The sequence below is a fragment of the Lentilactobacillus senioris DSM 24302 = JCM 17472 genome (assembly GCF_001436555.1).
GTDB lineage: Bacteria > Bacillota > Bacilli > Lactobacillales > Lactobacillaceae > Lentilactobacillus > Lentilactobacillus senioris.
The window spans coordinates 370,753-390,533 of sequence record NZ_AYZR01000008.1; the positions used below are offsets into that span (position 1 = coordinate 370,753).

General features: G+C 37.8%; 20 protein-coding genes. 19 read left to right on the forward strand and 1 reads right to left on the reverse strand.

What is annotated here, in order from left to right; all coding sequences use genetic code 11:
• From hisS to FC56_RS05230, 6 genes are all read left to right on the forward strand, one after another.
• Positions 1 to 977 (forward strand): histidine--tRNA ligase (hisS, locus tag FC56_RS05205; RefSeq protein ID WP_225425412.1); only part of this gene is annotated, 977 nt, incomplete at its 5' end.
• A 95-nt stretch (positions 978 to 1,072) separates the two neighbouring features.
• The gene (locus FC56_RS05210) at positions 1,073 to 1,948 is read left to right on the forward strand and encodes a YitT family protein (RefSeq protein ID WP_056978287.1); all 876 of its coding nucleotides are present in this window, start codon (positions 1,073 to 1,075) and stop codon (positions 1,946 to 1,948) included.
• Between the two features lie 103 nt (positions 1,949 to 2,051).
• Complete coding sequence (locus FC56_RS05215) at positions 2,052 to 3,203, forward strand: CDP-glycerol glycerophosphotransferase family protein (protein ID WP_056978288.1); 1,152 nt, start codon at positions 2,052 to 2,054, stop codon at positions 3,201 to 3,203.
• A gap of 13 nt (positions 3,204 to 3,216) precedes the next feature.
• On the forward strand, positions 3,217 to 4,026 hold the full coding sequence (locus FC56_RS05220; protein ID WP_056978289.1) for an ABC transporter permease: 810 nt from the start codon (positions 3,217 to 3,219) through the stop codon (positions 4,024 to 4,026).
• A gap of 13 nt (positions 4,027 to 4,039) precedes the next feature.
• A complete protein-coding gene (locus tag FC56_RS05225) occupies positions 4,040 to 5,269 on the forward strand; it encodes a CDP-glycerol glycerophosphotransferase family protein (RefSeq protein ID WP_056978290.1) in 1,230 nt (409 codons plus the stop codon).
• Complete coding sequence (locus FC56_RS05230; protein WP_082620582.1) at positions 5,266 to 6,183, forward strand: deoxyribonuclease IV; 918 nt, start codon at positions 5,266 to 5,268, stop codon at positions 6,181 to 6,183. Before FC56_RS05225 ends, FC56_RS05230 begins: the two co-directional genes overlap by 4 nt.
• Here FC56_RS05230 and FC56_RS05235 read toward each other — a convergent pair.
• A complete protein-coding gene (locus FC56_RS05235) occupies positions 6,180 to 7,001 on the reverse strand; it encodes a pyruvate, water dikinase regulatory protein (protein ID WP_056978291.1) in 822 nt (273 codons plus the stop codon). The two genes, FC56_RS05230 and FC56_RS05235, sit on opposite strands and share 4 nt — an antisense overlap.
• Positions 7,002 to 7,175: 174 nt before the next feature.
• On the opposite strand from FC56_RS05235, the gene rpsU reads away from it, so the two are divergent.
• The 13 genes from rpsU (at position 7,176) to FC56_RS05300 (ending at position 19,777) form a co-directional block, all read left to right on the forward strand.
• Positions 7,176 to 7,367 (forward strand): 30S ribosomal protein S21, encoded by a 192-nt coding sequence (gene rpsU, locus FC56_RS05240; protein ID WP_054669564.1) that lies wholly within the window; start codon positions 7,176 to 7,178, stop codon positions 7,365 to 7,367.
• 91 nt (positions 7,368 to 7,458) lie between these two features.
• The gene (locus FC56_RS05245) at positions 7,459 to 7,902 is read left to right on the forward strand and encodes a GatB/YqeY domain-containing protein (protein ID WP_054669567.1); all 444 of its coding nucleotides are present in this window, start codon (positions 7,459 to 7,461) and stop codon (positions 7,900 to 7,902) included.
• A 26-nt stretch (positions 7,903 to 7,928) separates the two neighbouring features.
• Entirely contained in the window at positions 7,929 to 8,894 is a 966-nt protein-coding gene (locus tag FC56_RS05250) for a PhoH family protein (RefSeq protein ID WP_056978292.1), read from the forward strand.
• A gap of 12 nt (positions 8,895 to 8,906) precedes the next feature.
• On the forward strand, positions 8,907 to 9,389 hold the full coding sequence (gene ybeY, locus FC56_RS05255; RefSeq protein ID WP_056978293.1) for an rRNA maturation RNase YbeY: 483 nt from the start codon (positions 8,907 to 8,909) through the stop codon (positions 9,387 to 9,389).
• A complete protein-coding gene (locus tag FC56_RS05260; protein ID WP_082620599.1) occupies positions 9,373 to 9,765 on the forward strand; it encodes a diacylglycerol kinase family protein in 393 nt (130 codons plus the stop codon). Before ybeY ends, FC56_RS05260 begins: the two co-directional genes overlap by 17 nt.
• A 28-nt stretch (positions 9,766 to 9,793) precedes the next feature.
• Entirely contained in the window at positions 9,794 to 10,696 is a 903-nt protein-coding gene (gene era / locus FC56_RS05265; RefSeq protein WP_056978294.1) for a GTPase Era, read from the forward strand.
• Positions 10,697 to 10,718: 22 nt separating this feature from the next.
• Positions 10,719 to 11,483, forward strand: a complete 765-nt coding sequence (gene recO / locus FC56_RS05270; RefSeq protein WP_225425413.1) for a DNA repair protein RecO — start codon at positions 10,719 to 10,721, stop codon at positions 11,481 to 11,483.
• A 281-nt stretch (positions 11,484 to 11,764) separates the two neighbouring features.
• A complete protein-coding gene (glyQ, locus tag FC56_RS05275) occupies positions 11,765 to 12,706 on the forward strand; it encodes a glycine--tRNA ligase subunit alpha (protein ID WP_056978295.1) in 942 nt (313 codons plus the stop codon).
• Positions 12,696 to 14,768: a glycine--tRNA ligase subunit beta gene (glyS, locus tag FC56_RS05280; RefSeq protein WP_056978296.1), complete on the forward strand. Its 2,073-nt coding sequence runs from the start codon at positions 12,696 to 12,698 to the stop codon at positions 14,766 to 14,768. The genes glyQ and glyS overlap by 11 nt, the downstream gene beginning before the upstream one ends.
• Before the next feature lie 131 nt (positions 14,769 to 14,899).
• Positions 14,900 to 16,717 carry a DNA primase gene (gene dnaG / locus FC56_RS05285; RefSeq protein WP_056978297.1) on the forward strand — a complete coding sequence of 606 codons (1,818 nt, stop codon included), beginning with the start codon at positions 14,900 to 14,902 and terminating at the stop codon, positions 16,715 to 16,717.
• A gap of 19 nt (positions 16,718 to 16,736) precedes the next feature.
• Positions 16,737 to 17,867 (forward strand): RNA polymerase sigma factor RpoD, encoded by a 1,131-nt coding sequence (gene rpoD / locus FC56_RS05290; RefSeq protein WP_056978298.1) that lies wholly within the window; start codon positions 16,737 to 16,739, stop codon positions 17,865 to 17,867.
• 112 nt (positions 17,868 to 17,979) lie between these two features.
• On the forward strand, positions 17,980 to 18,684 hold the full coding sequence (locus tag FC56_RS05295; RefSeq protein ID WP_056978299.1) for a tRNA (adenine(22)-N(1))-methyltransferase: 705 nt from the start codon (positions 17,980 to 17,982) through the stop codon (positions 18,682 to 18,684).
• A complete protein-coding gene (locus FC56_RS05300; protein ID WP_056978300.1) occupies positions 18,674 to 19,777 on the forward strand; it encodes a Nif3-like dinuclear metal center hexameric protein in 1,104 nt (367 codons plus the stop codon). Before FC56_RS05295 ends, FC56_RS05300 begins: the two co-directional genes overlap by 11 nt.
• The last annotated feature ends 4 nt before the right edge of the window (positions 19,778 to 19,781 follow it).

Sequence of the window (19,781 nt, forward strand, 5' to 3'; positions counted from 1 at the left end):
AAGTATTCTACATGGGATCTATGTTTCGCTATGAACGCCCACAATCTGGCCGGTTACGCGAGTTTCACCAAATTGGGGTAGAAGCTTTTGGGAGCGATTCGTCTGCTTTGGACGTAGAAGTAATTGCTATGGCTATGGATCTATTAACTCGATTTGGTCTCCAAAATCTGCATTTAGTAATTAATACTCTGGGAGATCAAGAGAGTCGAGATGCCTATCGAAAAGCCTTGATTGACTATCTAGAACCTCATTTTGACGAGTTAAGTGATGATTCTAAGGTTCGCCTTCACAAGAATCCATTACGGGTATTGGACAGTAAAGACCCTAAGGATCAAGTTTTTGTTGCGGATGCTCCTTCTATTTTAGATTATTTAACACCAGATGCCGTAACTCACTTTGAAGAGGTTAAGCAGTTACTTGCTGATTTAAATATTTCTTACGAAGTTGATTCAACTATGGTTCGAGGGTTAGATTACTACAACCATACTATTTTTGAAGTGATGACTAGCTTAGATGGGTCAGACGATCTAACTACCATTTGTGCTGGTGGTCGTTACAATGGTTTAGTAGAAGAGCTAGGGGGACCAGAAGTCTCTGGAGTTGGATTTGGACTAGGAATCGAACGGTTACTATTGTTGATGGAAGCTCAAAATGTAACTATTCCTGACTTAGACGAATTAACTGCATACGTAGTAGGAATTGGCGAAGAAACTTCTGCGACTACTCTAAAAATTGTTCAAGCATTAAGACATAATGATATTGCTGCTGAGCGAGATTATTTAAATCGCAAACCCAAAGCGCAATTTAAATCAGCAAATAAAGATAATGCTAAATTCACAATTACCATTGGAGATAACGAGTTAGCTAACCAAACTGCTAATGTTAAGTCCATGACTACTGGTGAAGAAGTAGCAATTCCACAAGCTGAAATTATAAATGATTTTGCTAAAGCAGTTTCTACTTATTTTGATCTTTAAAAAAGGCCGGTAAACGGCCTTTTTTATTTTGGTGACCAGTTAAGCAATTTGGTATACTTAAAAGAGAAAATACAGACAAAGTTAGGAAGCAAACAATGGACGATTTTGGAAATCTTTTTAAACGGCATACTTATATTACCAAAGCATCAACTTCATTAATTTATGGGATCTTAGTTTCAATTGCGGTTAATTTCTTTTGGACCCCGGGTCATATTTATTCATCGGGGATGACTGGTTTTGCTCAGTTATTAAATACTATTTCTAGCCGTTCACTGCCAGTTACAATTCCAACCGGGATTGGATTGTTTATTTTAAACGTTCCATTATTCTTACTGGCTTGGCGGTCTATTGGTAAAGAGTTCACAGCATTTACTTTTATCACTGTATTACTGTCCAGTATGATGATTCAAATGCTTAACCCAGTTCCGTTGACTCACGATCCGATTATTTGTGCGATTTTTGGTGGGGCAGTCAATGGTTTTGGAACTGGTTTGGCACTTAGAAATGGCATTTCAACTGGTGGGCTAGATATTTTAGGAATAGTCATTCGTAAGAAAACTGGTAAAAGCATTGGAACAATTAATATTGCTTTTAACTCAATTATTGTAATTGCTGCTGGTTTTTTATATGGTTGGCCATATGCCTTCTACTCAGTACTGGGCTTACTTGTTAATGCTCGTGTGATTGATATGACTTATACCAGACAACATCAAATGCAAGTTATGATTATTACCGACCGGCCTAACACGGTGATTGATAGTGTTCAAAACCATATGCGTCGAGGAATCACCATCGTTAATGATGTAGAGGGAGCTTATCGTCACGAATCAAAGACCATCTTATTTACGGTTATTTCTGCTTTTGAGATGAGTGAGTTAGAAGAGGCATTGGAAGAGTCTGATCCTAATGCTTTTGCTAGTGTTTCTGATACCGTTAAAATCTTAGGAAGATTTTACGAGCCTAAGCCGTAATTTAAGAATTTATCATAATTCTAATTTGAATGTTGCAGCGATACGTGGTGTGATATAATACCGTCGTGTGAAAAAATGAATAAATTGAAAATGGTGAAAAAAAGTGAAAGTCATTTATCTGTGGTTGATTCGACTAGTTTCATTCTTTAATGGTTGGCGACCAAAGAAAAAGATCATCTACTTAATGAGTTTTGATAATAACGTTGGGTTTATTAAGCGTCTGGCTCAGCGTTTACCGCAAAGCACCCCAATTGTGGTGTTATACCGAAAGGAAACTGAAGCAGCAGCAACGGACTTAGCTGCGTTTGGTATTCAAACGATTGAGTTTCGTGATGATCTGTATTTTGTTACTCAACTAGTGCCACTGTTAGCTAGCGCTAAGTTAATTTTTTGTGATAATTACTACGCTTTCTTGGGAGGTTTTATTCATTCTAACCGGACTAAGATTGTGCAACTCTGGCATGCCGCTGGAGCCATTAAGAAATTTGGTTGGGAAGATCCAACTACTCAAAATAGGACAGTTGTTGCTAAGCGAAGATTTCAGCTAGTTTATAATCAGTTTGATGAGTACGTGGTAGGTTCACAAGCAATGGGGACAGTGTTTGAAGAAAGCTACCGAGAACCCCAAGCGAAGATTAGATTATTAGGTTATCCGCGTTCGGATCGGTACTTGAATTCCGAATGGCGCAAGCGAGCTCAACGGCATGTTTATCAAGTAGCACCTGATTTAAAAGGTAAACGGGTTATTTTATATGCTCCAACCTATCGAGATGATAAAAAAATCAAAATGCCTTCTGGAGTAGCAGAAGCTTTAAGTGCTGATCCTAATGCAGTAGTTGTTGTTAAATTACATCCCTTATTGCAATCGTTAGGGCAACGGCAGACTGATGACAATAGCAAGATTAGGTCTTATGATCAACTATCAACTAGTGAATTACTAACCGTTACGGATACTTTGGTAACCGATTATTCTTCGGTAGCTTTTGATTTTTCGTTACTACCCAATGCTAAAACCGCAATTTTTTATATGTTTGATTTGGATAGTTACCAAAAAGATCCAGGTATTCAAGATGACTTTTTGACTTGGTTACCAACTCCACCGGTAATGACGGTAGAAGAGTTGGCTAAAGCTATTAAAGCTAATCAAGCTACAGACTTTACGGCTTTTAACCAAAAATGGAATACTTATAACGATGGTAATGCCACGAATCGAGTAATTGATTATTATGCTGATTATTTAAATTTAAAACGTTAAGGAGTGCCTAGCTTTGAAAGAGGTCTATACATTAATAAAAGAGCAATTTGACAATATCGGAATTATTGGAAGAATTGCTAGGTACGAAGATAAAGCTGAATATCAGAGCCATTATTTAGGATTGGTTTGGGAATATTTATACCCCTTAATCCAAATTGCCATTTACTGGTTAGTATTTGGGGTAGGCTTAAAACACGGAAATGCCACGGATGGCGTAAGTTATTTGGCTTGGATGGTAATTGGGTATACTCCTTGGTTTTACATGAATAGAGCTACCTTAGATGCTTCTAAGAGTATCTATCAACGGGTAGGAATGGTTTCTAAAATGAAATTTCCAGTTAGTGTCTTACCCAGTATTAAAATTATCGGTAATTTGAGTTCTTTTTGGACGATGATGACTTTTTCTATTGTTGTAGGGTTATTATACGGAGTCCATCCCACCGTTTATTGGATTCAATGGATTTATTACTTTGTAGCCATGATTGCTTGGTTAATCGCTTTTGGGATCTTTAATTCCACGATTTCCGTGTTGATCAGAGATTACCATATCCTATTACAATCATTAATGCGGATGTTATTCTATATGTCTGGGGTCTTATTTAACTTCCAAACGGATGCATTTCCAGCCCCATTTGTTAGAATTTTAGAATTAAATCCATTTTTCTATATTATTTCCGGGTTCCGACAATCAATGGTTGGCCATACTTGGTTCTGGCAACAAACTACGCTTAACTTAGTCTTTTGGGGGATGGTTCTCTTCTTCTTACTAGTCGGATCTCACTTACATTACAAGTTCCGTACCAAGTTTGTAGACTTAATTTAACGGGAGATTAAAATTGAAAAAGCAATTAATTCATTTTTTAAAATTAATCGCTCGCTTAGGACTCATCGTGATGAACGATGGGTTTCTTTGTATGGCGACTAAAAAGGGTACGGTGGTATTCGAAAGTTTTAACGGCAAGGATGTCAATGATAATCCTTATGCTATATATCGGCAATTAGTGGCTAATAATCCGGAGTTAAAAGAAAAACTGTATTTTAGCGTTAAACCTAAAGAATATAAGCGGCTACATAAAGAACACCCGGAAATTAAGTTGGTTAAACGATTCACACCAGCGTGGGTGCCAATAATTGCTAGAGCTCAGTTTTGGGTTATGAATTCTAGAATGCCTGCCTGGTGGCATAAGAATAAAAATACCACTTATATTCAAACCTGGCATGGTACTCCGCTAAAACGTCTCGGAGCAGATATTGAAAACGTGGAAATTCCAGGTAAAACAACCGAACAGTATCACCAGGAATTTATTCAAGAAGCTCAGCGTTGGCAATACTTAATTGCTCCTAATCAGTATTCTAAGGATATTTTTACTAGGGCATTTCAATTCACCAATCACTTTTTGGATATTGGTTATCCTAGAAACGATGTTTTATACACAGACAATAATGCTTTTAAAATTAAGCACTTAAAGCAAACTCTCTTGGGACATAATTTTCGGCAAGTGATTTTATATGCTCCCACCTGGAGGGATGATGACTATATTCAACCAGGCCAATACCATTTCACGTTGCCATTTGATCTAAAGAAGTTTTTTGATATGGTTGGTGATGATGTTGCTCTAATTATTCGGCCTCATTATTTAGTTGCTGATCAGGTAGATGTGACGGGATTTGAAGATCGTGTTTTCGTTAGGACTGCAGAAGACATTAACCAGTTATATTTGATTAGTGATTTACTGATTACGGATTATTCCTCGGTAATGTTTGATTACGCTAATTTAAAGCGACCAATGTTATTTTACCCTTATGATTTAAAACACTACCAAAAAGAACTTAGGGGCTTTTATTTTCCATATGACGAGCAACACCTTCCAGGACCGGTGGTGACTAATCCAGCTGATTTTTATCAGCAATTAGCTATCTTTAAAGAAGCCGGAACATTTCCAGCATTTAAATCACAATTGCAACAATTTAACCAACAGTTTTGTCAATGGGAAAATGGATATGCCTCAAATGAGGTTGCTAAATTAATTAAAAAACTAATAACTGAAAGGAAGATGACGAAATGACAACTCCGTTTTTAATTGGCTCTCACGTTAGTATGAAAGGTAAACCTATGTTTTTAGGTTCCGCGCAGCAAGCCGCAGAACTTGGCGAAAATGTTTTTATGGTTTATACGGGGGCACCGCAAAATACGGTTAGAAAACCAATTGAAGAGCTTAATGCTAAAGCTGGTCAAGAGTTTATGCAAGATCATGACCAGGTTGAAGTAGTGGTGCATGCACCGTACATTATTAATCTAGGGAACGTTAATAAGCCGGAAAACTTCCATTTTGGAATTCAATTTTTAAAGAGTGAAATTCAGCGAGCCCAGGAGATCGGTGCTACCCAAATTGTGTTACATCCTGGCTCTCATGTAGGAGCTGGAAGTCAGGCAGCAATTGAACAAATTGCTAAGGGGTTAAATCAAGTATTAATTGATGACCAAAAAATTCAAATTTCATTGGAGACTATGGCCGGTAAAGGAACCGAAGTGGGAAAAACCTTTGAAGAGTTAGCGGCGATTATTAATTTAGTTGATCGTTCTAATTTATTATCGGTAACTTTTGATACTTGTCACGTTAATGATGCCGGATACGACGTAAAAAATGATTTTAAGGGTGTTTTGCAAGAGTTCGACGAGGTAATTGGGTTAGAACGAATTAAGGTGATCCACCTTAACGATTCTAAAAATCCGCTAGGCAGTCATAAGGATCGACATGAAATTATTGGTTTAGGAACGATCGGATTTGAGGCATTGAATCAGATTGCCCACAGCTCTGAATTTGCGCAGTTACCTAAATTATTAGAAACTCCAGCGTTAAAAGATCCGGAAAATAAAAAAGTCACCTACGATCCGCACGGATACGAGGTGGCAATGTTAAAACGGGGGCAAATGAATCCTGATATTTTAGCTGATATGATGGCAGCTAAGCCATTTTAGTTCATTTGGGTAAAATCAATATTAAGGCTCTCTAAAATAATGGAGGCTGTTTCTTCAATGGATTTATTAGCAACATTAATGGTAAGACAACCGATTTCTCGATAAAGTTGTTTAGCATATTCCAACTCTTGCTTGATATTTTCAGCATCTGAGTATGGGGTATCGGCGGCCAAACCATAAGAAATCATTCGTTCTTTTCTAATCTGGCTTAATTTTTCGGGAGTGTTAGTTAGTCCAAAAATATGGTTAGGATCAACTTCTTTTAATTCATCAGGTAATTGTAGCCCTGGTCCAATTGGCAAGTTCGCTACTCGTAGATTTTGGTTAGCTAGATACAACGATAATGGAGTCTTAGAAGTTCTAGAAACTCCTAAAATAACTAAATCTGCTTCTAGCATGCCTTTAGGATGCTTACCATCGTCATTAGCAACCGCAAATTCCATGGCGGCAATTCTTTCAAAGTAGTTTTCGTTTAAATCATGGATTAAACCAGGAACGCTGGCAGGTTGTTCGCCAGTAGCGGCACTAATCATTTCCATGGGACTTTGAATGCAATCAAAGGCAAAGAGATTGTTATCTGCGGCAAAATCCATCACCATCTGGCATAGTTCTCGATTAACTAGGGTGTGAAATAAAATAGCATTGTTTTCTTTAGCTAAATTTAAAATACCACGTAGGATTGACTTAGTTTGGACAAACGGGAATCTTTTTAATTGGGGATTTAGGTTAGGGAATTGGGACGCGGCGGTTTGAGCGACTGTTTGACTCGTGGCGCCACTAGAGTCAGAAATAATAAAAAATGTTGGGTTGGTAGCCATATTGGGCCTTCCTTTCGAAAATGATTTTTCTTTAGTTTACACGTAAATTGTTTTTCTCACAAATTATTGACGGCGGAGGATTAATTATGTATAATTTATGCTGGACCGTTGTTAAGTATTGTATTTTTGCTTTTTAACAGTTACATTTCAAGCGCGGAGGGAGGGAATTTCATAATGGCAAAGACAGTCGTTCGCAAAAACGAGTCTCTTGATGATGCTCTTCGACGCTTCAAACGAACAGTTTCAAAAAGCGGTACACTGCAAGAATATCGTAAACGTGAGTTTTATGAAAAACCAAGTGTTAAGAGAAAGTTAAAATCAGAAGCAGCACGTAAACGCAACAATAAGAAAAAGAAGCGCTTCTAAGAACATTTTAAGATCGGAATCTAATTTTATTAGGTTCTGGTCTTTTTTAATGGTAAAATTAAGGTTAGAAAAAATAAAGGAGACCTGGGAAATGAGTATGCAAGATCAATTGAATTCAGATTTAAAAACAGCGATGAAGGCTCGTGATAAAACTAGTTTGGATGTTATTCGCGGCTTAAAATCCCAGTTAACCAACAAAAAAATTGAATTGGGTCATGATTTAAGCGACCAAGAAGCCTCTGAAGTAGTTTTAAGAGAACTTAAGCAACAAAAAGAATCATTGGCTGAGTTTGAAAAGGGTGGTCGTGAAGATTTAGCTGAAGACCAAAAAGCTAAAATCGCGATTACTGAAAAATACGCACCTAAGCAAATGAGTGCTGAAGAGGTTAAGAAAGTGGTTGAACAAACTGCTAAGGACTTAAACGCTAGTGCACCATCAGATTTTGGTAAAGTGATGGGAGCAGTTATGCCTAAGCTTAAAGGTCAAGCTGATGGTAACGTGGTTAAACAAACGGTTAAAGAATTATTAGGTTAAGAATATAAGTAAAGGAGCTTATGTATTTGACTGATACTAAAGAAGTGACCGCAGAAGTAACGGTAATAGATCCTGCTAAATTAGCTGAATTGGTAGGTACTCAAAACGAATATCTAACAATTATTGAAGAATCATTGTCAGTTGTAATCAATCCGTTTGGTTCTGTGCTAAAAATTAGTGGTCAAGAAGAAATGGTAGCTGAAGCAACTGCCATCCTTGAAAACCTTGCTACCTTAATTAATAAGGACATTACCATTAATAGTAGTGATGTGGTGAGTGCTGTTAATATGGCCAAAAATGGCACTTTAGATTATTTTTTAGACCTTTATAGTCAGGTATTAATTAAAGACGTCAAAGGTCGTGCTGTTCGGGTGAAAACTTTTGGTCAACGCCAATACGTTAATGCGATTAAGCATAACGATATTACCTTTGGAATTGGACCGGCCGGTACTGGTAAAACGTTCTTAGCGGTAGTAATGGCCATCTCAGCTTTAAAAAAAGGGCTTGTTGAAAAGATTGTTTTAACTCGTCCTGCTGTGGAAGCTGGAGAAAGTCTTGGCTTCTTACCCGGTGATTTAAAAGACAAGGTTGATCCATATTTACGACCAATCTACGATGCCTTAAATGCCATTTTTGGGGTGGAACACACCGAACGTTTGATTGAACGTAACGTGATTGAAATCGCTCCGTTGGCTTACATGCGAGGAAGGACGCTCGACAATGCTTTTGTCATTTTAGATGAAGCTCAAAACACTACCAACGCGCAGATGAAGATGTTTTTAACTCGTTTGGGGTTTGGCTCTAAAATGATCGTCAATGGTGATATTTCCCAAATAGATTTACCTAACAAAGCTAAAAGTGGGCTAGTTGAAGCTCAACATATCCTCCAAAATTTAGATCAAATTGAGTTCGTTGAGTTTACCGCTCAAGATGTGGTTAGACATCCAGTGGTTGCTCGAGTAATCAATGCCTATGAGAATTTTGGAAAGTAGAAAGGAAATTTCATGGATTTAGAAATCTACGATAATACTAAGGACGGAGTACCAGCCGAACAAGTGGAACTGGTAAAAAAAGTTTTAAACTATGCAGGAAAGTACATCGATTTAGCAGATAATACCGAAATGTCGGTTACGTTTGTGAATAACGATGAAATCCAAAAAATTAATAATGACTACCGTGGAGTTAATCGGGCTACTGACGTTATTAGCTTTGCTATTGAAGATGAAGCGGATGATGATTTTCCGGTTATTATGGACGATGAATTAGCCGCTGAAATTCCACAAAATATTGGCGATATTTTCGTTTCCATCGATAAAGTTGGTGAGCAAGCTGAATTTTTAGGCCATTCTTTTGAACGAGAATTAGGCTTTTTAGTAGTTCATGGATTCTTGCATTTAAATGGATATGACCATATGCAACCCGAAGATGAAGCGGTTATGTTTCCACTTCAAAGAAAGATTTTAGATGAATATGGGCTTACAAGATAATAAACAAACAGAAAAGAATCACAATTTTTTTCAGTCGCTTAAACACGCTTTAGATGGTGTTAAGTTATTGATTGCAGAGGAACGGAATTTTCGGTTTGATATAATTATTAGCGCAATTACCGTTATTCTGGGACTAGTAGTGCAACTAAATATTAATGAGTGGCTTTGGCTTTGTGTGGCTTTTTCTACCGTTTTAGGTTCTGAAGCATTGAATTCAATTATTGAAAACGTAGTTGATTTAATCGTAGATCATCGATTTAATCTATTAGCTAAACGGGCTAAGGATATTGCGGCAGGAGCGGTGTTGTTATCTGCTTTTTTTGCAATTATTGTTGGTTGTTTAATCTTTATTCCTAAAATCATGCTCTGGTTTTAATTCAAAATAAAAGAAAGAAGTGTTATTGATGGACAATCCTAATTTTCATTCTGGCTTTGTAGCTATTGTTGGTCGGCCCAACGTAGGTAAATCAACCTTTTTGAATCGTGTGGTCGGTCAAAAAGTTGCCATTATGAGTGATAAAGCTCAAACTACTCGAAACAAAATTCAAGGAGTCTACACCACCGATGACTCCCAAATCGTGTTTATTGATACTCCAGGTATCCATAAACCTCAAAATAAGTTGGGCGACTTTATGATGAATTCTGCCCTGTCTGCTTTAAATGAAGTAGATGCAGTATTATTCATGGTGAACGCAACCGAACGTCGGGGCGCGGGGGATAATTTTATTATTGATCAACTTAAAACGGTTAAGAAACCAATTTTTTTGGTAATTAATAAAATTGATGAGATCAGCCCAGATGATTTATTTCCAATTATCGAACAGTATAAAGAAGCTTTGCCATTTACTGACATTTTTCCAATTTCAGCACTTCAAGGCAACAACGTTACTGAATTACTAACTAAGTTAACCGAAACGTTACCAGAAGGTCCCCAGTACTACCCAGAAGACCAGGTAACTGATCATCCTGAACGTTTTATTGTTTCAGAATTAATTCGAGAAAAGGTACTTCAACTTACTAGACAAGAAATTCCTCATTCAGTGGCCGTTTATATTGAAAAAATTGCAAACGAAGGGGAGAAAGTTCACATCCAAGCGACCATCATTGTTGAACGAGATGGTCAAAAGGGAATTGTGATTGGTAAGCAGGGTTCAATGTTGAAGAAAATTGGTACTTTAGCGCGGAAAGATATTGAAAACTTGCTTGGAAGCAAAGTTTATTTGGAACTCTGGGTTAAAGTAGTGCCTAGATGGCGGGATAAGGCTTCACTATTGCAATCATATGGTTACCGTAAAAATGATTACTAGGCTTTAATAAAGGAATGATCAAGTGAACTATAAGCATCAGACTACTGATTTTCACGCTATTATGATGTATTCGAGGCCCTATAAAGAACGAGATTTATTAGTTAAGTATTTCACCAAAGAGTTTGGCATTAAAATGTTTTTAATGCGGGGAGCCAAGAAACCTAATTTCAAAATGCGAGCGGCATTACTACCGTTTTCTGATGGTTGGTTTAGTGGTAGTGTTTCTGGCAATGGGTTGTCTTATGTAAACAACATTAAGGAAGTTCATCAATATTCTAACGTTAATGCTGACATTGTTTTAAATGCTTATGTCACTTACTTGGTTTCGTTATTAGATGCAGCTTTTGCTGAAGGGCAAGTTCAACCTAGTTGGTTTGCCAGGCTTCAGTTAGCAATTAAAATGATCGATTCTGGGGCAGATGTTGAGATCATCACTAATATTATGGAGATTCAACTGCTGACCGAATTTGGAGTTGCTCCTAATTGGCGGGACTGCAGTGTTTGTCATCGAACTGATTTGTCGTTTGATTTTTCAGAAGAATATGGTGGTTTATTGTGTCAAAATCACTGGTCTTTGGATCCTTACAGATTGCATTTAGATCAACGAACCATTTATTATTTAAGGTTATTTTCCGTGGTGCAGTTGAGTCAGATTAACACAATTGACGTTAATGAACAGACTAAAAAAGCTATTCGGCGCACCATTGACAAAATTTATGAAAATAGTGTGGGTATTGTACCTAAGAGTAAACATTTCTTGGACCAAATCGACCAATTAAAATTTTAAGCGTTGAGAAGCAGTTGACAAATTAAAGGTTGTCAACTATGCTAAAAAAAGTTGAATATTTAGCGAAGATAAAAGAAGATTATAAGTGGTTGTTCTAGCGACTGGGAAATGGTGCAAGCCCAGACAAGCGATTATAATTTGGCGCTTTTGGAGCTGACGTGAACTAAGTGCTGGCTATTACTAGTCAGAATTAGGGTGGAACCGCGAGATAATCGTCCCTATGTTAAATGAGCATTCATTTAGCATAGGTTTTTTTATTGGCAATATTTAGGAGGATAATAATGACTGAAAAGCTTTCGGTACAACAAATTATTTTGAAGTTACAACAATACTGGGCCGCTCAAGGTTGTATGTTGATGCAAGCCTATGATACTGAAAAAGGGGCCGGAACTATGAGCCCCTATACATTCTTAAGAGCAGTCGGTCCAGAACCATGGAATGCCGCTTATATTGAACCATCTAGACGACCAGCCGATGGTCGTTATGGTGAAAATCCTAACCGGTTATACCAACATCATCAATTTCAAGTAATTATGAAGCCATCACCTGATAATATTCAGGAACTTTACTTGAACAGTTTACGGGAATTAGGGATTGATCCGTTAGAACATGATATCCGGTTTGTAGAAGATAACTGGGAAAACCCTTCCATGGGCTGTGCCGGTGTTGGTTGGGAAGTTTGGTTAGACGGAATGGAAGTTACCCAATTTACTTACTTCCAGATTGTTGGGGGATTAGAAATGAACCCTGTAGCTTCTGAAATCACTTATGGGTTAGAACGATTGAGTTCATATATTCAAGACGTTAACTCTGTTTTTGATTTGGAATGGGCTGATAACGTTAAATACGGTGATATTTTTAAGGAACCTGAATACGAACATTCTAAGTACAGTTTTGAAATTAGCGACCAAGACATGCTACTTAAATTATTCGAAGACTACGAGTCTGAAGCTAAACGTTTACTAGACCAAAACTTGGTACACCCAGCTTATGACTATATTTTAAAATGTAGTCATACCTTTAACTTGTTAGACGCGCGCGGCGCGGTGTCAGTTACTGAACGAGCAGGTTACCTTTCTAGAATCAGAAATATGGCTAGAATTGTTGCCCGTGAGTTCGTGGAAGAACGACGCAAGTTAGGATTCCCATTAATTAAAGATGAGGCTAAACGGCAAGCATTACTTGCAGATGCAAATGAGGAGGAAACTAAGAATGGCAAATAATTTTCTATTAGAAATCGGTTTAGAGGATATGCCGGCTCACGTAGTCACTCCCAGCGTGGAACAATTAAAGAAAAGAGTGGCAACTTATCTTAAAGATCAGCGGATTACGTTTGCTAATATTGAAATGTTTGCTACTCCTAGAAGACTGGCTGTCATTGTTAAAGATTTGGCTGATAAGCAACCTGATATTGATGAAGAAGTTAAAGGCCCAGCTAAAAAGATTGCTTTGGATGCTGATGGCAACTGGACTAAAGCCGCTATTGGCTTTAGTAAGGGTCAAGGAGCTAGTGTAGATGACATTGTCTTTAAGGAATTAAAGGGTGTTGATTACGTTTATGTTCAAAAGCATATTCAAGGCCAACCGGTTCAAGAAGTCTTAGCTGGCTTAAAAGATGTAATTACTGCCATGACTTTCCCAACTTTGATGAAGTGGGGAGCTAATTCTCTCAACTATATTCGACCAATTAAATGGTTGGTAGCTCTTTATAATGAAGAAGTCATTCCATTTTCGATTTTGGATATTACGACAGATAAAGTTTCTGAAGGTCACCGTTTCTTAGGTCATGAAGCAGTTATTAATACACCATTGGAATACGAAGAAAAATTAACCGAGCAATTTGTGATTGCTAGTTTAAGTAAGCGTAAGCAAATGATTAAAGATCAAATTGCGGCGATTGCTCAAAATAATAATTGGCAAGTTCATATCGATCCTGAACTATTAGAAGAAGTTACAAACTTAGTGGAATGGCCAACCGCATTTGCTGGCGGCTTTGATCCTAAGTACCTAGTAATTCCTGACGAAGTTTTAATTACCTCTATGCGTGACCACCAACGATTCTTCTATGTTCAAGATTCTGAGGGTAAGTTGTTACCAAACTTTATCTCAGTTCGTAATGGTAATGACCATATGATTAATAATGTGATCGCTGGTAACGAAAAAGTGTTAACCGCTCGCTTAGAAGATGCAATGTTCTTCTTTGAGGAAGATCAAAAAGTTAATGTAGCTGATTACGTAGAACGCCTTAAAAAGGTTAGCTTCCACGATAAGATTTCTACTATGTATGAAAAAATGCAACGAGTGGGAGTTATTGCTAACCATATTGCTAATGCAATTTCATTACCAGATGCTGCTAGAGCTGATTTAACTAGAGCTTCAGAGATTTACAAGTTTGATTTAGTTTCTGGAATGGTAGGCGAATTCGCTGAATTACAAGGAGTTATGGGTGAAAAGTATGCCTTATTGCAAGGTGAAAATTCAGCTGTAGCCACTGCAATCCGCGAACATTATATGCCAATTTCAGCTAACGGTGAGTTACCAACTAGTACAATTGGGGCTATTTTAGCGGTAGCCGATAAATTAGACAGCGTTATGACTTTCTTTGCTGCAGGAATGATTCCAAGTGGCTCTAATGATCCTTATGCTCTTCGTCGTCAAGCGTCCGGAATTGTTCGGATTATTACTGATCAAGACTGGTCATTGAACTTAAACGATGTTTTGGTTGGAGTTGAAAAGGAAGAACAAGCTGCCGGAGTTGCTCCCGCAATTGATTTGGCAAGCCAAAATGAAGCGGTCATTGATTTCATTAAAGACCGTGTTCGCCAGTATTTAGGTGATTTGAAAGTACGTTATGATATTACGGATGCCGTGATTAACGGTTTAGAAAATAACATTTTATTTATCGTTAAGAGTGCTCAAGTGCTTACTAACCATAAAGACGATGCTGATTTCAAGAACGTAGTAGAATCATTAACGCGGGTACTAAGAATTGCCGATAAGGCGGAATCCTTAGTGACCGTTGATCCAGCACTATTTGAAAATGAATCTGAAACTAAACTTTACGAAGCGGTCTCTGAATTAACTAAAACGATAGCTGGATTAACGGCTGATCAACTTTATACTAAGTTAGTTGCAATTAGTCCTATTATCAGTGAATACTTTGATGCTACGATGGTTATGGCTAAGGACGAAGCAATCAAAAATAATCGCTTATCACAGCTTCACGAATTAGCTCAAATGATCTATCATTTAGGTGATTTAAACCAATTAGTGGTTAAAAGCTAATTATTGCTAAATATAAATATACGTGTTACTATATTTCAGTGTCTCTTAAATGTACTATGTAATCGCACCGCGAATTTTGGGGTGCGATTTTTGCAAGTCAGAATGGTTTTAGCTTAGGAGGATTGAAGTAATTGGTAAAAATTCCGGAAGCAACCATTGAACAAATTAGGTCTCAAACTAATATTACCGATGTTGTCAGTCAATACGTTTCATTGCATCAAGCAGGTAAAAACTTATTTGGTTTGTGTCCGTTTCATGAAGAAAAAACCGCATCTTTTTCCGTTTCAGAAAGCAAACAAATTTTCCATTGTTTCAGCTGCGGTCGTGGTGGAAATGTTTTTACGTTTTTAATGGACTTGGAAAATTTAAGTTTTCCAGAGGCAGTAATTAAAGTTGCTGAGTTTGAACATATTCCGCTTGATTCGCAATATACGGATCAAAAAAGCGATAATGGCAATACTAATAATTCTAAAGCTAGAGAATTAAGTGCCCTTCATGAAGAGGCTGCCAAATTATACCATCATATTTTAATGAATACTCAAATGGGACAGCCAGCGTTGGATTACTTACACCAACGGGGAATGTCTGATGAGATGATTAATGAATTTAATTTGGGGTATGCGCCTAGTCAACGATTGTTAAAACCGGTTTTTGATGAGCGAAAAGTGGATTACCAGGTATTAAGAAAAACTGGATTATTTTCGGAAACTCAAGATGCACAGCTAATTGACAGATTTGTCGATCGAATTATGTATCCCATTAGAGACGCAAGTGGGGCGACTATTGCGTTTTCTGGCAGATTACTAACATCTAATCCTGATTTACCTAAATATTTGAATAGTCCGGAAACAGAGATTTTTAACAAAGGACGAGTACTATTTAATCTAGATAAGGCTAAATTAGCAGTTCGAGAAAATCGGCAGGTAATTTTATTTGAAGGGTTTATGGATGTAATTACGGCTTATTCTGCTGGAATTAAAAATGGTATTGCTTCAATGGGAACTAGCTTAACGGATGATCAAGTCTATGATATTAAACGAATTGCTCAACAAGTTATTATCAGCTACGATGGTGATCATCCGGGACAAAAGGCGACTAAACGAGCTATCGATATATTTAAGCAGGTCCCTATCCTAACATTAGGCATTGTCCAAGTTCCTGACGGCAAGGATCCCGATGAATATATTAAGTCTGCAGGTGGTCCAGCATTTCAAGAGCTACTGAATTCAGCTCAACCGGTTGTAGAATACCAATTGCGCCTATTAAAGCAAGATGAAAATATGCATTCAGAATCGGGTCAAGCTGAATATATTAAGCAAGCATTAGGATTAATCGCAACGATTAATTCACCAATTGACCAAGAACTGTATTTAAATCGGTTGGGAACGGAGACCAAAATTAGCAAGGAAATTCTGAGATCACAATTACAACAGATGGCTAAGTCAACTCCGCATCCTGTAGCACAACCGACGCTGCAACGTAGAATTCCTACCAATAGTGTTAGCAATGAACCGGCTCTTTCGTTAGTTGAAAAAACAGAACGCCGGTTACTCAAACGAATGTTATATGATCGGGATGTTTGGCTACAAGTGAATAATATTTCCGGTTTTGCGTTTATTGATGAAAAATACCAAATGCTGTATTTATTGGCTGAAGGCTACTTTGCCCAATATGACCAATTTCAAATCGCTACATTTAGCAATCTGATCAAGGAACCCGGATTACAGCAATTGTTAATTAGTATTGATTTGATTGATTTACCTGAAATGGTTTCTGCTGGAGAAATTGATGATTATGTGAATGTAATCATGAATCAAGCTCCGCTAATTAATCAAATTGCTGCTAAAAAGCAAGAATTGCTGGACGCTGGGAGAGTCGGTGATCAACAGCGTCAACGACAACTATTGGTTGATTTAATTGCATTAGAACAAAAAAAGCGAGCTAAGTAAACAAAGTGGAGGCAATTTAATGGCTGAAAAGAAAAGTGGCAAGTCAGGACAAGTAAAAGTAGAAAAAACGTATCAAAAGGTTTTTAACGAATTGGTTAAAACAAATAAACCAATTGGGCACGTTGTCTATTCAGAGCTTGAAGATAAGATCATCACTCCATATACCTTAAATGATAAGGGAACTGAAGAACTTTTAGAAATGGTAGAAGATGCTGGGATTAGTGTCGTTGATGAAAATGGTGAACCAGATCCTCGGGCTATTGGAGCTGCCAAAAAGGTTACTAAAAAAGAGTTAGCCGATGTCTCTGCTCCTACTGGGGTTAAAATTAACGATCCTGTTAGAATGTATCTTAAAGAAATTGGTCGAGTACCATTGCTAAAAGCTGATGAAGAAATTAGCTTGGCAAAACGAATTGAAGACGGTGACGAGTCTGCTAAGCAAGAACTAGCTGAAGCCAACTTACGTTTGGTGGTTTCTATTGCTAAACGATACGTTGGTCGGGGAATGCAATTCTTAGATTTAATTCAAGAAGGAAACATGGGGTTGATGAAAGCGGTAGAAAAGTTTGATTACCGTAAGGGATTTAAATTCTCAACTTATGCTACTTGGTGGATCAGACAAGCAATTACCCGGGCTATTGCGGATCAAGCTCGGACAATTCGAATTCCAGTCCACATGGTTGAAACGATCAATAAATTAATCAGAATTCAACGACAATTACTTCAAGATTTGGGTCGTGAACCCCTTCCGGAAGAAATTGGGGCTGAAATGGATATGCCAACTGATAAGGTACGAGAAATTCTTAAGATTGCTCAAGAACCCGTATCATTAGAAACTCCAATTGGTGAAGAGGACGATTCTCACTTGGGAGACTTTATTGAGGATCAAGATGCAACTTCTCCAGCTGATCATGCAGCTTATGAATTGTTAAAAGAACAATTGGAAAGTGTCCTAGATACACTAACTGATCGTGAAGAAAATGTTTTACGCCTTAGATTTGGGTTGGATGATGGTAGAACCAGAACTCTTGAAGAAGTTGGAAAAGTCTTTGGGGTTACTCGGGAACGAATTCGACAAATTGAAGCTAAAGCATTACGGAAGTTGCGTCATCCATCACGGAGTAAACAACTAAAAGACTTTTTAGAATAGCGAGAAGCGAGAGAGATCTCGCTTTTTTTATTGGTTTCATAAAAATGATTAATTAATTTATAGCTGAGCATAGTATAATAATTGTAATTATAAAATAAGGAGTTTCTCTTCCATGAATAGTTTTCATCTATCTGAGCGACTGCAAGCAGTTGCCAGCTTTGTCCCTCAAAATAGTCGGTTGGCCGACATCGGTTCTGATCACGCCTATTTACCAATTCACCTAGTACAAGAGCATTTGATTTCATTTGCCATTGCTGGAGAGGTGGCTAAGGGGCCGTTGGCTAATGCAGCTCATGAAATTCAGCAAGCAGGATTAAGTAATCAAATTTTACCGCGTCTAGCTGATGGATTAGCAGCTGTTAATCTAGATGATCATGTTGATGCGATAACTATTGCTGGTATGGGTGGAACGCTGATTACTAAAATTTTAACTAGTGGCAAAGCTAAGTTAATGGAAAAGCCACTGTTAATTTTGCAACCTAATGTGAATGAAGATTTAGTTAGAACTTGGTTAATGAACAATGGTTACCGAATTAAAGCGGAAACTATTTTGCATGATTTAGGTCACACTTATGAAATTATTGTGGGTGAAGCAGTGGAGCAACCAGTTCACTATTCAGACCTAGAGGTTAAATTCGGTCCGTTTTTGATGCAAGAAGTTAATTTAGCGTTTCGAAACAAGTGGCAACAACGCTTAGATACCCTAGCTAAAATTAAGGTTAATTTGCAGAGGGCAAGTCACCTAGACGATGCTAAATTACTAGCGGTGGAACAAGAAATTAAAATGATTAATGAGGTGTTAGACGATGAAAGTTAAAACGTTAGTTGATCGCTTTGAAAAGTTTGCTCCGAAAAAAATAGCTGAAAAAAATGATCCAGTCGGCTTGCAGATTGGCTCGTTGGATGCCGACGTCCATAAGGTAATGGTGACGCTAGATGTTCGCCCAGAAGTGGTAGATGAGGCTATTGAAAAGGGTGTTGACTTTATTTTTGCTCACCATCCAGTGATGTTTCGTCCAGCTAAAAATTTAGATTTGAGTGATCCGCAAAACGCAATGTACGCTAAAATTATCGCTAATCACATTACGGTCTATGCTGCCCATACTAATTTGGACTCTGCTAACGGGGGCTTAAATGACTGGTTAGCTGAGACTTTAGGATTAGAAGAAACTACTGGTTTGGTTCCTGGAGTAGTGGAACAGGTTTACTTGCTAACCGTCCAAACCCCTAAAGTGTATTCTGAAGCTATTCGGATGTCGTTAGAGGATGCAGGTGGCAAGCTCCAATTGCCTGATCAAGATGGTTATACTTTTCAATGGGATGGTACAACTAGATTGACCACCGCTAGTAATTCGGCACTGCCTCAAACTAGTAGTAGTCAAAATGATACTCGCATTGAATTTGAAGTTCCGGAATCTAACCTTACTGCGGTAATGATGGCCTTAAAGGATGTTTTTCCTGGTGATAATCCAATTTATAGATTGGTTAAACTAGAAGATAGTCGCTTGCAATACTATATGGGCCGAATTGGTAACCTACCTGAGTCTATGACCGTTCTCGAATTTGCTAATAAATGCAAGCAAGACTTTAATGTTGCTGGCTTACGAGTCATCGCAGCTAATCTGGATCAAAAAGTTCAACGAGTAGCGGTTTTAGGCGGCGATGGTGGTAAATTCTTCCGCTTAGCTCAACAACAGGGAGCAGATGTTTACGTTACCGGTGACGTTTACTATCATACCGGCCATGATATGTTAGCGGCCGGATTACCAGTGGTAGATCCCGGACATCACATCGAACAAATCGTTAAGCCGAAATTGACACAATTATTTACCGAATGGGCAATGCAATCCAACTGGTCCATCGAAGTAATTGCATCTACGATTAACACCGATCCGTTCACATTTATTTAAAAGG

Excerpts from the sequence above, each read along its gene's own strand:
- FC56_RS05210 (WP_056978287.1), top strand. The coding sequence starts at position 1,073 with ATGGACGATTTTGGAAATCTTTTTAAACGGCATACTTATATTACCAAA.
- FC56_RS05230 (WP_082620582.1), top strand. The coding sequence starts at position 5,266 with ATGACAACTCCGTTTTTAATTGGCTCTCACGTTAGTATGAAAGGTAAA.
- FC56_RS05235 (WP_056978291.1), bottom strand. The coding sequence starts at position 7,001 with ATGGCTACCAACCCAACATTTTTTATTATTTCTGACTCTAGTGGCGCC.
- rpsU (WP_054669564.1), top strand. The coding sequence starts at position 7,176 with ATGGCAAAGACAGTCGTTCGCAAAAACGAGTCTCTTGATGATGCTCTT.
- FC56_RS05245 (WP_054669567.1), top strand. The coding sequence starts at position 7,459 with ATGAGTATGCAAGATCAATTGAATTCAGATTTAAAAACAGCGATGAAG.
- ybeY (WP_056978293.1), top strand. The coding sequence starts at position 8,907 with ATGGATTTAGAAATCTACGATAATACTAAGGACGGAGTACCAGCCGAA.
- FC56_RS05260 (WP_082620599.1), top strand. The coding sequence starts at position 9,373 with ATGGGCTTACAAGATAATAAACAAACAGAAAAGAATCACAATTTTTTT.
- era (WP_056978294.1), top strand. The coding sequence starts at position 9,794 with ATGGACAATCCTAATTTTCATTCTGGCTTTGTAGCTATTGTTGGTCGG.
- glyQ (WP_056978295.1), top strand. The coding sequence starts at position 11,765 with ATGACTGAAAAGCTTTCGGTACAACAAATTATTTTGAAGTTACAACAA.
- glyS (WP_056978296.1), top strand. The coding sequence starts at position 12,696 with ATGGCAAATAATTTTCTATTAGAAATCGGTTTAGAGGATATGCCGGCT.
- rpoD (WP_056978298.1), top strand. The coding sequence starts at position 16,737 with ATGGCTGAAAAGAAAAGTGGCAAGTCAGGACAAGTAAAAGTAGAAAAA.
- FC56_RS05295 (WP_056978299.1), top strand. The coding sequence starts at position 17,980 with ATGAATAGTTTTCATCTATCTGAGCGACTGCAAGCAGTTGCCAGCTTT.
- FC56_RS05300 (WP_056978300.1), top strand. The coding sequence starts at position 18,674 with ATGAAAGTTAAAACGTTAGTTGATCGCTTTGAAAAGTTTGCTCCGAAA.